Here is a 13,795-nt window from a genome sequence, read left to right as displayed (position 1 = left end):
ACAGGCGCGCTGACCGGCGCGCCTGATGAAACAGGATGAGGCAATATGGCAGAACGAGACAATCTACCGCCGGCGGTGTTATACGAGAAAAGGGGGCATGTCGCCTATATCACCCTGAACCGCCCGGCCGTGCTTAACGCGATGAATCTTGACATGCACAGGCAGTTGCTGACGGTATGGGAAGATTTTAACCATGACGACGAACTGTGGGTGGCGGTGCTGGCCGGGGCGGGCGGCAAATCCTTCTCCGTCGGTCAGGATTTGAAGGAACTGAAAACGCGCTACGCTGACGGTGAACCTTTTTCCAGCCTGGGCAGCGCCGGACGTCCGGGCTGGCCGCGACTGACCGAACGCACTGATATTTACAAGCCGATTATTGCGGTAGTGGAGGGGTACGCCTTTGGCGGCGGTTTTGAACTGGCGCTGGCCTGCGATTTGATTGTCGCCAGTGAAGCGTCAGTTTTCGCTCTGCCTGAAGCCAAGCTTGGTTTGATTCAGGGGGCGGGGGGCATTTTCCGTTTGACCCGGCAGATGCCGATGAAACTGGCCATGGAGATGCTGCTGACGGGCAAACAGATCTCGGCGCGTCAGGCGCAGGCGTTCGGCATTGTCAATCAGGTGGTCGACGGGGCGAAACTGGCGGATACGGTTGAACAACTGGTGAATGATATTCTGCGCTGCTCGCCGGCGGCGACGCGCGCGATTAAAAATATCGCCTACGACAGCGCCGATAAAAGCCTGCCGGAGGCTTTTCAGGCGCAGTATGCCGCAGAACAGCGGCGCTTGCACAGCCAGGACCTGCTTGAGGGGGTGGACGCCTTTCTGGAAAAAAGGCCGCCGGTTTGGTCGGGCACGTGAATATCGCCAGGCTATCTGCCGGCCCGGCGCGGCAACGACGGGGTTAACGCACCGCTTTGTCGCGCCGGTAGTTGTTGGCATCAATGCCATAGCGCTTGAGCTTGTTATACAACGCGCCGCGCGACAGGTTCAGCGCCAGCGCCACCTGGCGCAGGTTGCCGGCCTTTTCCGTCAGACACAGGATAATCAGATTTCTTTCACTTTCCTGCAGGCTGTGGCTGCCGCTTATCGCGTGGCCGCGCGCCGCGCCGGCGGTTTGCAGAACATCCGGCAGATCCTGCTCGTCAATCACCCGGCTGTCCGTCAGGTTGAGGGTGCGCTCGACGATGTTCTCCAGTTCACGCACGTTGCCCGGCCAGCCGTAGGCCTCCAGCCGGCGCAGGGCGGCGGCGGTAAAGCGCGCCTTCTCTCGCCCCAGCGTCCGGCAGATCTGCTCGCAGAATCCGTCCGCAAGTTCGCTGATGTCTTCTTTACGCTGACGCAGCGGCGGGATCTGCAGGTCGATGACATTCAGGCGGAACCAAAGGTCACGGCGGAAAGCGCCGCCGGCGACCTCTTTTTCCAGATCGCGGTGGCTGGCGGCAATGATGCGTACGTTGACCTTCAGCGGGCGGTTACCGCCGATGCGCGTCACCTCGTTCTCCTGCAGCACGCGCAGCAGGCTGGCCTGTGCATCCAGCGGCATATCGCCGATCTCATCCAGAAACAGCGTGCCGCCGTCGGCCAGTTCAAATTTGCCCGCCGCGCCGCCGCGGCGTGAGCCGGTGAACGCGCCGTCTTCATAGCCGAACAGCTCGCTCTGCACCAGATCGCGCGGGATTGCGCCGCAGTTGACCGCCAGAAAAGGGCCGTTACGCCGCGCGCTGCTGTTGTGGATCGACTGGGCAAACAGCTCTTTCCCCGTGCCGCTTTCGCCGCCCAGCAGCACGGTGCTGTCGCTGCGACTGGCGGTGCGCGCCCGGTTGCGTATCGCCTGCATGGCGGCCGACTGGCCGAGGATCATGTCGAAGTGGTAGCTGGCGCTGCTGCCGATTACCTTGTGGGTGATATCGCGGATGCGGCGGTTTTCCCGCAGTGAAATGACTTTACCGCCGTCCGGCGTACAGACGACGGAAATCAGGCAGGTGATGCGGCTGCCGCCGTCCGGGCAGAAAGTAATGCTGCGGTCTTTACAGGCGTTCAGCGTCTTCAGCGAGCAGGCTTCCGGCTGCAGAACGTTGTCGATATCCTGATTGTCCGCGCGTGGAGAGATGCCCAGCACCTGGCGGGCGTAGCTGTTGAGCTGGCGGATATTGCCCCGTTGCCCTAGGACGATCACCCCTTCATTGATAGATTCCAGCACCGATTGCTGCTCCTCGAGCAGCTGACACAGCATCAGCTGCTGGGAAATCGCCTCTGCCGCCGCCTGCACGGTGCCCAGCGTATGGTAGTGGAAGTTGCCGGAGTTGGCGGTCAGCGTCAGCACGCCGATCGTCACGCCGTTTTCGTCCCTGACCGGCGCGGCGGCGCAGTGTTTATCACGTTGACGCAGGGCGCGTTTGTAATTCTCGCCGTTCAGCAGATACACCAGGCGGTTTTCGCTCAGGCAGCGACCGGTGCAGTTGGTGCCGGAAACGTCCTCGCTGAGCATACTGCCCACCGGCGTCAGATCCTGGCCGCAAAAGTAGAGCGTAATGCCGCTGGCGTCGGTGAGATTAATATGTCCGTTGGGATTATAAGCCAGCAGGTTGCGCATCACGCCGCGCGCGATGGCGATCAGCGGGGCGTTGTGCGCCAGTATCGTCTGCAGCCGTTTCTCTTCGCAAAACCGGTATTGAAAATGGTCGGGATCGATGCCGTTGCTGCGGCTGCGCGCCCAGGAGGCGTGCACGGCGGCGCGCACGCCGGACGGCGTCTCACCGCGCCAGAACACCCGCCAGGCTTGGTGCAATGCCTTGATATAACGGCTGAAAGCCTGCTCATTATTAAGCCTGGCAATCAACTCCCACTCCTCATCCCAGTACCGTTCCGGTGTGTAATCCATGGGTAGTGTCCGCAGATCATAAAGTGTTCAGTATAGAGACATGTGGCGTGAACATGTCTTGTTTGTGAACATAATGTGATCACGATCGTTTTTTACTTTTCCTTATAAAACAGTGCGTTAATTTTTGGCATGGCGGTTGCTAAGCAATATCGCTCTTACCGATAAGACCGATAAATCTAACAATAAAAACGTGGAGAGAAAGCGCCATGTCGCAACGCAAACACAACGTACCTTACATCCTGTTTATCTGCGCGATCGCCTCACTCAGCGGCGTGATCCTGGGCTATGACGCCTCGGTGATTTCGGGGGTGATCGACCCGCTGACCGAGCATCTGTCGCTGTCGCCGGCGGAGAGCGGCTGGGCGGTGTCCAATGTGATTCTGGGCTGCGTCATCGGCGCCTGGGGCGTCGGCTACCTGTCTGACCGCTGCGGGCGCAAAAGCACCCTGATCGTCACCGCCGTGCTGTTTATTATCTCCGCCGTCGGCTCGGCGCTGGCGCACGACCTGACCGACTTTGTTATCTACCGCATGATCGGCGGGCTGGCGGTTGGCATGGCCTCCGCCGTGACGCCGCTCTATATCGCCGAGGTCTCGCCCAAGGATCTGCGCGGGCGAATGCTGGGCATGCAGCAGATGCTGATGGTCGGCGGCCAGCTGACCGTCTATGTGGTGAATTTCCTGATCGCCAAGGGGATGCCTCATGAATGGCTGGTCGCCACCGGCTGGCGCTGGATGCTGGCGTCCGGTCTGGTGCCTTGCGCGCTGTTCCTGCTGCTGGCGTTCTTTATGCCGGAGTCGCCGCGCTGGTATGCCATGCGCGGCAAGCAGGACAAATCGTTGAAGGTGCTGGGTTCGCTGTCGAATCCGGAACACGGCCAGCGGCTGCACGGAGAGATTATGCGTTCGCTGGCGTCCGAGCAGGCGCAGGCAAGAAAAAAGCCGGGCATCCTGCAGGATAAAAAAGCCAGCTACATTCTCTGGATCGGCTGCGCGATTGCCGTGCTGCAGCAAGTTTCCGGCATCAATATTTTGCTCTATTTCGCGCCGTCGCTGTTGCAGAACGTGACCGGCAACACCCAGGACTCGCTGTTTCAGAGTATTTTCCTCGGCGCCGCGCTGCTGGCGGGCGTTGTTATTGCGCTGTTCGCCGTTGACCGCCTCGGCCGTCTTCCGTTGCTGCGCTGGGGCTCGTTAGGCTGCGCGCTGTTTCTGTTCTTCACCGCCTGGACGTTTATGCAGGAGATGAAAGGCTATCTGCCGATCGTCGGGCTGGTCGGCTTTGTGCTGGTGTTCGGCCTCTCCTGGAGTCTGGGCGCCTGGCTGCTGATCTCTGAAATTTTCCCCAACCGCATGCGCGCCGTGGCGATGGGCTTCGCATTCTGCTCCATGTGGGCGGCCAATTTTATCGTGACGCAAAGCTTTCCGATGATGAACCGCAGTCCTGCGCTGATGGCGCATTTCCACGGTGCATTTCCGCTGCTGTTGTGCGGCGGTTTCAGCCTGATCGCGTTTTGGTTTGTCGGGCGATTCCTGCCTGAAACCAAGGGCGTCTCCCTGGAGCATATCGAACCGCTGATGCTGTCGAAATCCCGGCGCTTTGGCGGTGAACAGGCGGAGATCTCCGCTACACAGCCGGTTTCCCACACTAAATAGTCAGTACCTTACCGATAAAAAAGGAGAACGTTATGGCAGTTGCAAAGATGGTGCGCGTTGGTTTGATTGGCGCAGGACGGATGGGGAGTTTCCACGGCCAGACGCTGGCGCAGCGTATTCCGGGGGCGACGCTGGCGGCGGTGGCCGATCCGGTGCCGGGGGCGGCGGAGAAGCTGGCGGCGACGTTGGGGGCGGCACGCGCCTATACCGATCCGCAGGCGCTGTTTGACGATGGCGATATCGACGCGGTGGTCATCGCTTCGCCGGCCCGTACCCACGCCGAATTGGTGACGGCGGCGGCCCGGGCCGGGAAAAGCATCTTCTGCGAGAAGCCGATGGCGGTGACGCTGGAGGAGGCGGATGCGGCGATCGCGGCGGCGCAGCAGGCGGGCGTGGTGCTGCAGGTCGGCTTTAACCGCCGCTTTGCCAGCGGCTTTGCCGCCGCCTATCAGGAGATTAAGGCGGGCCATCTCGGCGTGCCGCAGCTGATGCGCTCCGTTACGCGCGATCCGGGGCTGGGCGATCCGACGCCGATCCCGCACTGGACGATTTTCCTGGAAACCCTGATCCACGACTTCGACATTCTGCTGCACCTCAACCCCGGCGCGAAACCGGTTGAAGTGTACGCGATGGCCGATGCGCTGGTGCGACCGGACTTTAAAGCGCGCGGCCTGCTGGATACCGCGGTGGTCAACATTCGTTTCGACAACGGCGCCATCGCTACCGCCGAGGCCAACTTCCAGGCGGTGTACGGCTACGATGTGCGCGGCGAGGTGTTCGGCAGCCAGGGCATGCTGCAGGCGGGCAATATCAATATCAACAACTGCGTGCGCTACAACGCGCAGGGAATATCCATCGATACCGCCCGCCGGGATACGGATCTGCTGCGCGATGCCTATATCGCGGAGCTAGGCGATTTTGTGCGCTGCGTGGCGACGGGGGATACGCCGCAGGCGACGGGGCAGGATGCGCGCAACGCGCTGGAAATCGCGCTGGCCTGCATTGCTTCCGTGCAACAGTCCAAACCGATCGTACTGTAAGGGAGAACGCGCATGTCAGACTTTACGCTTTCCGTCTGCGCCGAAATGGTGTTTCTCGATTTGCCGTTTATTGAGCGGGTGCGGCGCATTCATCAGCTGGGATTCGGCGTTGAAATCTGGGACTGGACGCAGAAAGACATCGAGGCGCTGGTGCAGACCGGCGCGCGCTTTACCTCGATGACCGGCTATATCAGCGGCAATCTGCATGACGAGGATGCCATTGGCCAACTGCTGGACAGCGCGCAGGAATCGCTGCAGGTGGCGCAGCGTCTGAATTGCCCGGTGCTGAACCTGCACGGCACCGGGCTGGATCACCGCGGACTGCCGGTCAGGCCGGTGGCGACGGCCAGCGGTGCGATGTGGCTGCAAGCCTATCAAACGCTGCAGTCGTTGGCCGCGCTGGGAGAGCGGGCGGGCCGCGTGTTTACGTTGGAGAACCTGAATACGGCGGTCGATCATCCCGGCACGCCGTTCGCCAGGGCGGAGGAGACGCTGGCGCTGGTCAGCGCGGTGGACAGCCCCTTTGTGAAGATGAATCTCGATCTCTACCACGCGCAGATTGGCGAAGGGAACCTGTGCGAGCTGATTCGCCGCAGCGCCGCGCATATTGGTGAAATACAGGTGGCCGACGTGCCGGGCCGTTGTGAACCCGGCAGCGGGGAGATCAACTATCCGGCGATCGCCCGCACGCTGCGGGAGATTAACTATCAGGGCGTGGTGGCGTTGGAGGGATGGGCGTCCGGCGATCCGGAGCCGGCGCTGCAGGCGTTCCGCGCGGCATTTGCATAACCGTTTTAGGGATCTGACGCCAGCGCGGATGCGGCGGCGCCTGTGCAGAGGAAGATACTGCGGCTGGATTATTATCCAGGCGGAGCATGTTCCCCGTCGCGCGCCGCCATCAGTGACGGTGTCATGCGCGCGCGCCGGGGGACGGTCAGTCAATCTCCCGGCACACCGCGCCAATCATCTCTCTGAGCCAGCGATGCGCCGCATGCTCCTGCGTGCGTTGATGCCATAACAGGTGAAACTGAATCTGCGGCATCGGCAGCGGCGGCTCGGTGATGGTAAGCGCCTCGCGGCAGGCCGAGGTTGCCGCCACCCGGCGCAGCACCGTGCTGACATAGTGCGAACCGGGCAGCAGCGCCGGGATGGCGAACATGCTGGGCAGCGTCAGCGCCACCTGGCGGGTCAGCCCGCGTTCTCTGAGCATCTCATCCATCAGTCCGTAGCGGTTGCCTTCCGGCGACGCCAGGATGTGCTTCATCGCCAGAAAGCGTTGCAGCGTCATTTCGTCGCGCGCCGTCTCGTCGTCTTTTGCCGTCAGCGTGACAAACTCATCGCTCAGCAACGGAACGGATACGATCCGGCGCTGCGTCTTGGTGGGCGTTACGCTCAGGGCCGCGTCAATTTTACCGCTGTCCAGCAGCGCCACCGTTTCATCGCGGTCGGTAAAACTGCGGATGTGCAGCGTGCCGTTCGGCGCCAGCGCCGCAAATTTCTTACTCAGCGCCGGCAGCGCGATATGCAGCGGATACTCCGTCAGCCCCAGGGTAAAGCTGAGCGTTTGCGCCGCCGGATCGAATGCCTCGGCGGGGTGCATAATGCCGCGGATGCGCGCCAGCGCTTCGGCAACCGGCGGGGCGATGGCCTGCGCCTTGGCGGTCGGTTGCAGGCCTTCCGCACTGCGGATAAACAGCGGATCGTCGAACGCGCGCCGCAGACGCGCCAACGCCGCGCTCATCGCCGGCTGGCTGACGCCCGCCATCGCCGCCGCTTTGGTGACATTGCGTTCCGCCATCAGCGCGTCAAACGCCGCAAGGAGATTAAGATCGAACCCCTCAAAATTCATATTTTATATATTACTCTATACATGAAATTTGTTGGATTGATGATGGCACGGCGGTGAATACTGCGCAAGGCGGTGAGCTGCACCGCCGATAGCAAAAGGCTTCCAGGCATGACCGATACTGACGATCTGACCCAACGTTTACAAACCGAGCGCGCCGCCGTCGAGACGCTGTACCGCGCGTTTAATGATAAAGACCCGGAGCTGGTGCACCTGGCGGTTACCCGCGACTGGCAGGATATTCCGCTGGCGCCGGGACAGGGGCCGGGGCCTGACGGCTTCAAGCCGCTGCTGGCCGGATTTATCGCCGCGTTTCCCGATATCCGCATCACCATTCACGAGATGCTGCAGGAGCCGGGCAAAGCCGCCGTTCGCGCCGAAATTACCGGCACCCATCTGGGCGAATTTATGGGCATTGCGCCGAGCGGGCGCAGCATCAGCGTCAGGCTGCACGAGTTTCATACCCTGAACGGCGAGCGTGTAACCGCCACCTGGCACATGGAAGACTGGCTGGCGCTGTATCAGCAGCTCGGCCACGTGCCGCCGCTATAATTACTACTCGTGCCGGCGGCGCGGCCGTGCGCTGCTGATGACCAACCAACCCGGCGACCGTGCCGGACAGGAGAACACGTATGTCGGTGGAGAACAAAAGCGCCATTGTGACCGGCGCCAGTAAAGGCATAGGGCGCGATATCGCGCTCACGCTGGCCCGGGACGGTTTTGATATCGTGCTGGGTTTTGGCAGGGATCGCGCAGCGGCGCAGGCGGTGGCGGATGAGATCGCCGCGCTGGGCAGAAAAGCCGTCCTGGTGGCGGGAGACGTCGCCGAGCCGGACGTGGTAGCCAGTCTGTTCAGCGCCGCGCAGGCCACCTTTGGCCGGCTTGATACGGTGGTTATCAATGCCGGCATTATGCGCATGGCGCCGATTGCCAGCGCCAGTCTTGCGGACTTTGACGCCATGATGAACGTCAACGCCCGCAGCGCTTTTCTGATGATGGCGGCGGCCGGCGAGCAGTTGTCGGCGGGCGGCAGCATTATCGCGCTGTCTACCAGCGTGATTGCCAAATCGATGCCCGGCTATGGCCCTTATATCGCCTCGAAGCTTGCCGTGGAAGGGCTGGTCAGAGTGATGGCGAATGAGCTGCGCGGGCGGGATATTACCGTCAATGCGGTCGCGCCCGGGCCGACCGCCACCGAACTGTTTATGCACGGTAAGAGTCAGCAGCAAATTGACGCGCTGGCGCAGGCCGCGCCGCTGGAAAGACTGGGCGTGCCGCAGGACATCAGCGAGGTGGTGGCGTTTCTGGCCGGCGGACAGGGGCGCTGGATTAACGCGCAGGTGATCAGGGTCAACGGCGGTTTCGCCTGATCGCCTGCGCGACAGGATCCGGGCGGGGCGTTAGTAGATCTGGGTCACCGCGCTGCGGGGGATATCGCCGTCCAGGTAGAACGCCTCGGACTCCCCATCACTTTGTAAATGCTCCAGCGCATTTCTGACCGTGCTCGGCGAGACTTTCTTCGCCGCCATCAGGCGGTCCGCATCGTCCAGCAGGATCTGCGCGGTGGTTTTAAAGCGACCGGAAAAGGCGCTGGCGTCGATTTGCACCACGGTGCGGCCGGTGGCAAAACGGCGCGCGGTCTGCAGCGAGCCGGACAGCGACAGCACGCCGCCGCTGCTGCCGCCGGTGCGCGAGGTGTGCTTGATAATATCCGCCAGATAGTCGTCGCCGCTCTTTTTATCCGATGCGTCGGAACGTTCCAGGCCGTAGGCGTCAATCTCGTCGCGATCGCCAAAATGGGCGCGATACAGCGTGTTAGGCAGCGGGTTGTTGCGGGCAAAATCCCGCAGCTCATGAATCGAGTTAAAGCCGGTTGGCTCCACGCTTCTGTCGTTCTGGTTGGCGCCGCGTTGCAGTAAATCCGCCACGGTGACGGGACGGGCGGTTTCTTGTTGCGGCGGCGGATTGACCCGGTTGCTGCTGAAGACGTTTTTGATCTGTGGCATTTTCACCTTGATGACTCCTGACTGAATACATAGTCATTGAGTGGCGGCAAAGCGGCATGAGTTTCAATTTTTTTGTAACGCCCGGGGATGAACGTATGATAATTCTGACATCCATCCATACCGTTTCGGAGAACAGAATCCCATGGCGTCAACGCATAATGCGCCGCGCAGCGAAGACTGGCTTACCCTGCGGCGTGATGACGACACCGGTATCGAAAGCGTTCACGCTCATTTTCGCGGGCACGCTTACGATCCCCACGATCATGACGAGATGCTGGTCGGCGTTACCCAGCAGGGATTACAGCGCTTCAACTGTCACCGTTCGCTGCATACCAGCCGCCCCGGGCGCGCGATCCTGATAGAACCGGGTGCGGTGCACGATGGCCACGCGCCGCAGGATGAGGGCTTTACCTACGGCATGCTGTATCTGCCGCAGAGCTGGGTATCCGGCGTGATGCGGCGGCGCGGGCTGGGCGATGTGTCGACGTTGGAAGGGGCGTTCCGCCACACGCTGACCGACGATGCCCGGTTGAGTGCGGCGATCCAGCAGGCGTTCTGCGCCGTGCACCACAACGAAGGCCGGCTGGCGCGCGACCAGAGTCTGGACCGGCTGATCGATCTGCTGGCCCGCCATATCCAGGTGAGGCCCTCGTCGCTGAGCGATGAGTCGCAGGTGTTGATCCATCGCCTCAGGGAATACCTGCACGCACATATGGCCGACAATATCGGGCTGGACGAACTGGCCCGGCAGAGCGGCATCGATCGCTTTCGCCTGACTCGCCAGTTTAAAAAAGCTTTTGGCCTGTCGCCCCACGCCTATCTGGTGCGGCTGCGTCTGCGCGCCGCGCGTATGCGGCTGGCGCGGGGCGAGCCGCCGGCGCAGGTGGCGATGCAGGTGGGGTTTGCCGACCAGAGCCACCTGGGCCGCTGGTTCCAGCGCGCCTACCGGCTGTCGCCGCAGGCCTATCAGCGCCAGTGCACAAACGTTCTATACTGACGGACGGCCGATCTCCGATGATGCGTTTTTTAGCAACCAACGGAGTACCGGCAGTGATGTTTGATAGCAAAATCGCCTTTATCGTGCGTGACGATCTGGCCGCCTGGCAGCGGCTGAATGTGGTGGCTTTTCTGGCGACGGGGATTGCCGCAGCCGCACCGGAGATACTGGGCGAGCGCTACGTGGACGCGCACGGCCGCCATTACGGCGCGATTTCCGGCCAGCCGATGCTGATTTTTGAGGCGGATATTGCCGGGCTGCAGACCAGCCACCGAAAAGGGCTGGAGCGTGAACTCACCCTGATCCCCTACGTGCACGCCATGTTTACCACCGGGCACGATGAAGCCAACCGTCAGGTGTTTTTGGCGGAGGATGCTGATAATCTGAATCTGGTCGGTCTGGCGCTGCTCGGGCCGAAGAAGGCGGTGGATAAGGCGATCAAGGGGTTGGCGCTGCACGGTGCCTGATTTTCAATACGCCGTGGTTTTTCCCGGTGAAGATCCGGGCAGAGGGCAAAGACGGCGGTATGGCCGCCGTCTTTTAGCTGGCCGAGGATGTTAATTACCAGCCTTTAATCGCGTCGCCTTTATACACTTCCATCGCCTTGTCGGCGACGGCCTGGGACTGGAAGGCGTCTTTCAGTTCCTGAATCTTCTTGCTGTCCTTATTATCTTCGCGCGCCACAATCGCGTTGACGTACGGCGAGTCTTTCTCTTCCATGAACAAGCCGTCGCGCACCGCAGACAGCCCGGCCTGGGCGGAGAAGTTGGTGTTGATAATCGAGATCGCCACGTTCGGATCGTCCAGCGTGCGCGCCAGCTGCGGCGTATCCACCTCAACAATCTTCAGGTTTTTCGGGTTGGCGGTGATATCCATTTTGCTCGGCAGGTAACCCACGCCGTCTTTCAGCGTAATCAGCCCCTGCGCCTGCAGCAGCAGCAGGCTGCGGCCCAGCGTGGTGACCTCGTTGGAGATGGTGATGGTGGCGCCGTCTTTTAACTCGCTGATATTTTTTATCTTGTGCGAGTAAGCGGCGATCGGGAACACAAAGGTTTTGCCGACGATGGCAAACTTATAGCCGCGCTCCTTCGACTGATCCTCCAGGTAAGGCAGCGTCTGGAAGGCGTTGGCGTCGACATCTTTATTGTTTAACGCTTCGTTAGGCAGCACGTAATCGTTAAAGGAGATAACGTCGACATCCAGATTATATTTGTCTTTTGCCACCTGCTGGACGACTTTCCAGATGGCTTCATCCGGGCCGGTATTGATCGCCACTTTAACGTTATGATCGTTATCCGGTGAACAGGCGGATAACAACACGGCGGACGTGGCGATTAACGCCGAAAACAGCAGTTTTTTCATCAACAATACTCTCCGGTATCAATTAGTTAACCGATACTATGATATTCATTATCCGGTGTATAGTTGTTTGCTGAAAATACCTCATTGGTCACTGCTGGCTCGTGGGGCAGGCGGAGGATAACGGTGTGAAATATTGCGGGGGGTTGACGCTTCGCGCTCTGGCCAGTGATGCCTGCGGATTGACCAGCGCATCATGTCGGCCATAGATAAACAGCAGCGGCGCACGGACGTTTTTCAGCCCCTGCTCAAGCGGGATCGTCATCGTCGGTACCGCACGCTGCATCGGCCAGGCGGCAAGCGCCGCATTGGCCAGCAGCCGTTCGAACGTTACCCGATCCGGCTGCTGATAAAAGCACAGGCGCAGAAAGGCGCGCTCGCCGTCCAGGTGGGTGCCGAGCCGCTCGGCGGTCATCGCGCTATAAACCTGCGGATGGGCGGGGATCAGGTCAGGGGTTAATTTCACCACGCCGTCGACATAGACGGCGCCGCTGATGTTGCTGTCGCCGTAGGCCGCCAGGTAGTTGGTGATCACCGCGCCGCCCAGCGACCAGCCGACCAGCAGCGGTCGCCGGGCCTGCGCGTTGTTGATGACGGCAGCCAGATCGTCCGCCCAGCGTTTGCCGTCGCGGTACGCCGCTTCCTGCTGCGGCTTGCCGGACAGACCGTGGCCGCGCAGATCAAAGGTGATGAGCCGGTAGCGCTGCAGCTGCGGGGCCTGTTGCTGCTGCGTCCAGTTCAGATGGCTCCCCAGCAGGCCGTGGATAAAGATAATCGGCGGGCCGGCGGGGTTGCCCGATTCCTGCACGGCGATCTGCACGCCGTCGGGCGCGCTGACGGTGTAGTGTTTCTCTGCGGCGGGCAGAGTGGCGGAAACCAGCGCCAGCATCAGCGCCAGAATAAGGTGACGAAGGGATAACGGCATAAAAAGCTCCTGTCTCAATAACGATTCCCGGCTATGCTAAACCCTGACATTAATGTCAGGGTCAAGCGCTGATTCAGGGGGAGCAATGCAGTTATCAATCGGGGAGCTGGCGCAAAAAACCGGCGTCAGCGTACGGGCGATCCGTCATTACGACGCGCAGGGGCTGGTAACTTCAACGCGCGCCGAGAATGGTTACCGTTATTTTTCCGAACGGGCGGTCACTCAGGTACGCCAGATTCGGCGGCTGATTGGCATCGGGTTCAGCATTGCGGAGATCCGTGCGTTTCCGGACTGCATGCTGTTGGTAGAAGGCGCCGCGTTTTGTCCGGAAACGCAGGCGGTGCAGTATCAACGCCTGGCGGATATCGAACGGCAGATTGACGAACTGGAGCAGCGGCGGGCACGGCTGATGGCGACGCTGGCCAGCGCGCTGCCGGGGAATAACGCTTAATTCGCGCCGTTAGCCAGTGCGGCGAAAATTTTTGCGTAAATCTGCCGCACGGTCTCCTGCTTGTTGCGGTTGTAATCGGTCATGGTGTTTACGCCTTGCTTTGCGCGCCGTTTACTGGCGGCGTACAGCTGCCGATCTTCAGGATGCGCGATCAGCCAGTCGCGGAACAGCCGGTGACGCAAATGCTCGGGGCTGCCGGCGGCAAAAACGTGCAGATTGATCTGCGGCGCGTCCAGCCGCAGCATCCGGTGCTGATACCATGACGGCTCGCGCACGGTATGGGTATAGCCTAATGCGGTCAGCGGCGGTATGTAGCCCGCTTCATCCGCCGGGTCGGCCACCAGCAGATCGATATCGATAATCGGCTTGGCCGCCAGCGCCGGCACCGCGGTGGATCCCACATGCTCAATATGCAGCGCGTATGACCCCAACGTGCGCTCAAGCCGCACCTTTTCCTGTGCGAAGCGCTGCGGCCAAGACGGGTCATAGTCGACGACGTCGATCTCCTCCACCCGTGGTTTGCCGGCAACCCAGGGGTTTTCATCAGGATCGCCGTCGGCGAAGGTCATCACGGCGACGCGTTCGGCGGGGGTGAGGGGAAATGGCGCTGGCATAATGACTCCGTTATCGAAAGA

Annotated in this window: 15 protein-coding genes; 9 read left to right on the top strand and 6 right to left on the bottom strand. The window is 61.1% G+C overall.

The genetic code is table 11. From position 1 onward, the window contains the following. The first annotated feature begins 45 nt into the window (after positions 1-45). The gene (gene dpgD, locus CLM71_RS12135; RefSeq protein WP_105231233.1) at positions 46-858 is read left to right on the top strand and encodes an enoyl-CoA-hydratase DpgD; all 813 of its coding nucleotides are present in this window, start codon (positions 46-48) and stop codon (positions 856-858) included. A 43-nt stretch (positions 859-901) separates the two neighbouring features. Here dpgD and CLM71_RS12130 read toward each other — a convergent pair whose 3' ends face one another. Then, positions 902-2,881 carry a sigma 54-interacting transcriptional regulator gene (locus CLM71_RS12130; RefSeq protein WP_105231232.1) on the bottom strand — a complete coding sequence of 660 codons (1,980 nt, stop codon included), beginning with the start codon at positions 2,879-2,881 and terminating at the stop codon, positions 902-904. Positions 2,882-3,087: 206 nt separating this feature from the next. Here CLM71_RS12130 and CLM71_RS12125 point away from each other — a divergent pair, with 206 nt between their 5' ends. Genes CLM71_RS12125 through CLM71_RS12115 form a run of 3 tightly spaced genes read left to right on the top strand, consistent with a single transcriptional unit; the run spans position 3,088 to position 6,365 of the window. Beyond that, on the top strand, positions 3,088-4,536 hold the full coding sequence (locus tag CLM71_RS12125; RefSeq protein ID WP_105231231.1) for a sugar porter family MFS transporter: 1,449 nt from the start codon (positions 3,088-3,090) through the stop codon (positions 4,534-4,536). A gap of 32 nt (positions 4,537-4,568) precedes the next feature. Beyond that, positions 4,569-5,576: a Gfo/Idh/MocA family oxidoreductase gene (locus tag CLM71_RS12120; RefSeq protein ID WP_105231230.1), complete on the top strand. Its 1,008-nt coding sequence runs from the start codon at positions 4,569-4,571 to the stop codon at positions 5,574-5,576. Between the two features lie 12 nt (positions 5,577-5,588). Then, positions 5,589-6,365, top strand: coding sequence for a TIM barrel protein (locus tag CLM71_RS12115; protein WP_105231229.1), 777 nt, complete (start codon positions 5,589-5,591; stop codon positions 6,363-6,365). A 145-nt stretch (positions 6,366-6,510) separates the two neighbouring features. Here CLM71_RS12115 and CLM71_RS12110 read toward each other — a convergent pair whose 3' ends face one another. After that, positions 6,511-7,425: a LysR family transcriptional regulator gene (locus tag CLM71_RS12110; protein WP_105231228.1), complete on the bottom strand. Its 915-nt coding sequence runs from the start codon at positions 7,423-7,425 to the stop codon at positions 6,511-6,513. Between the two features lie 108 nt (positions 7,426-7,533). Between CLM71_RS12110 and CLM71_RS12105 the strand changes: the two genes are divergently transcribed. Together CLM71_RS12105 and CLM71_RS12100 are read left to right on the top strand one after the other, a co-directional pair. Beyond that, positions 7,534-7,974 (top strand): ester cyclase, encoded by a 441-nt coding sequence (locus CLM71_RS12105; RefSeq protein ID WP_105231227.1) that lies wholly within the window; start codon positions 7,534-7,536, stop codon positions 7,972-7,974. Positions 7,975-8,054: 80 nt separating this feature from the next. Beyond that, a complete protein-coding gene (locus CLM71_RS12100; RefSeq protein WP_105231226.1) occupies positions 8,055-8,792 on the top strand; it encodes an SDR family oxidoreductase in 738 nt (245 codons plus the stop codon). 30 nt (positions 8,793-8,822) lie between these two features. Here the strand turns inward: CLM71_RS12100 and CLM71_RS12095 are convergent, their stop codons facing one another. After that, positions 8,823-9,434 carry a hypothetical protein gene (locus tag CLM71_RS12095; protein ID WP_105231225.1) on the bottom strand — a complete coding sequence of 204 codons (612 nt, stop codon included), beginning with the start codon at positions 9,432-9,434 and terminating at the stop codon, positions 8,823-8,825. A 136-nt stretch (positions 9,435-9,570) separates the two neighbouring features. Here CLM71_RS12095 and CLM71_RS12090 point away from each other — a divergent pair, with 136 nt between their 5' ends. Continuing rightward, a complete protein-coding gene (locus CLM71_RS12090; RefSeq protein WP_105231224.1) occupies positions 9,571-10,425 on the top strand; it encodes an AraC family transcriptional regulator in 855 nt (284 codons plus the stop codon). Between the two features lie 56 nt (positions 10,426-10,481). Beyond that, positions 10,482-10,892: a DUF2000 domain-containing protein gene (locus tag CLM71_RS12085; protein ID WP_105231223.1), complete on the top strand. Its 411-nt coding sequence runs from the start codon at positions 10,482-10,484 to the stop codon at positions 10,890-10,892. A gap of 94 nt (positions 10,893-10,986) precedes the next feature. Here the strand turns inward: CLM71_RS12085 and CLM71_RS12080 are convergent, their stop codons facing one another. Together CLM71_RS12080 and CLM71_RS12075 are read right to left on the bottom strand one after the other, a co-directional pair. Next, positions 10,987-11,787 (bottom strand): MetQ/NlpA family ABC transporter substrate-binding protein, encoded by an 801-nt coding sequence (locus CLM71_RS12080; RefSeq protein ID WP_105231222.1) that lies wholly within the window; start codon positions 11,785-11,787, stop codon positions 10,987-10,989. Positions 11,788-11,875: 88 nt separating this feature from the next. After that, a complete protein-coding gene (locus CLM71_RS12075) occupies positions 11,876-12,709 on the bottom strand; it encodes an alpha/beta fold hydrolase (RefSeq protein WP_105231221.1) in 834 nt (277 codons plus the stop codon). Positions 12,710-12,794: 85 nt separating this feature from the next. Here CLM71_RS12075 and CLM71_RS12070 point away from each other — a divergent pair, with 85 nt between their 5' ends. After that, a complete protein-coding gene (locus tag CLM71_RS12070; RefSeq protein ID WP_105231220.1) occupies positions 12,795-13,160 on the top strand; it encodes a MerR family transcriptional regulator in 366 nt (121 codons plus the stop codon). Here the strand turns inward: CLM71_RS12070 and CLM71_RS12065 are convergent. Beyond that, a complete protein-coding gene (locus CLM71_RS12065; protein ID WP_105231219.1) occupies positions 13,157-13,774 on the bottom strand; it encodes a GrpB family protein in 618 nt (205 codons plus the stop codon). The genes CLM71_RS12070 and CLM71_RS12065 overlap by 4 nt on opposite strands. Between the last annotated feature and the right edge of the window lie 21 nt (positions 13,775-13,795).

It is taken from the genome of Serratia sp. MYb239 (assembly GCF_002966855.1).
Taxonomy (GTDB): domain Bacteria; phylum Pseudomonadota; class Gammaproteobacteria; order Enterobacterales; family Enterobacteriaceae; genus Serratia_B; species Serratia_B rhizosphaerae.
The sequence above is the reverse complement of the archived record's forward strand: the minus strand, read 5'-3'. Positions and strand labels throughout refer to the sequence as shown.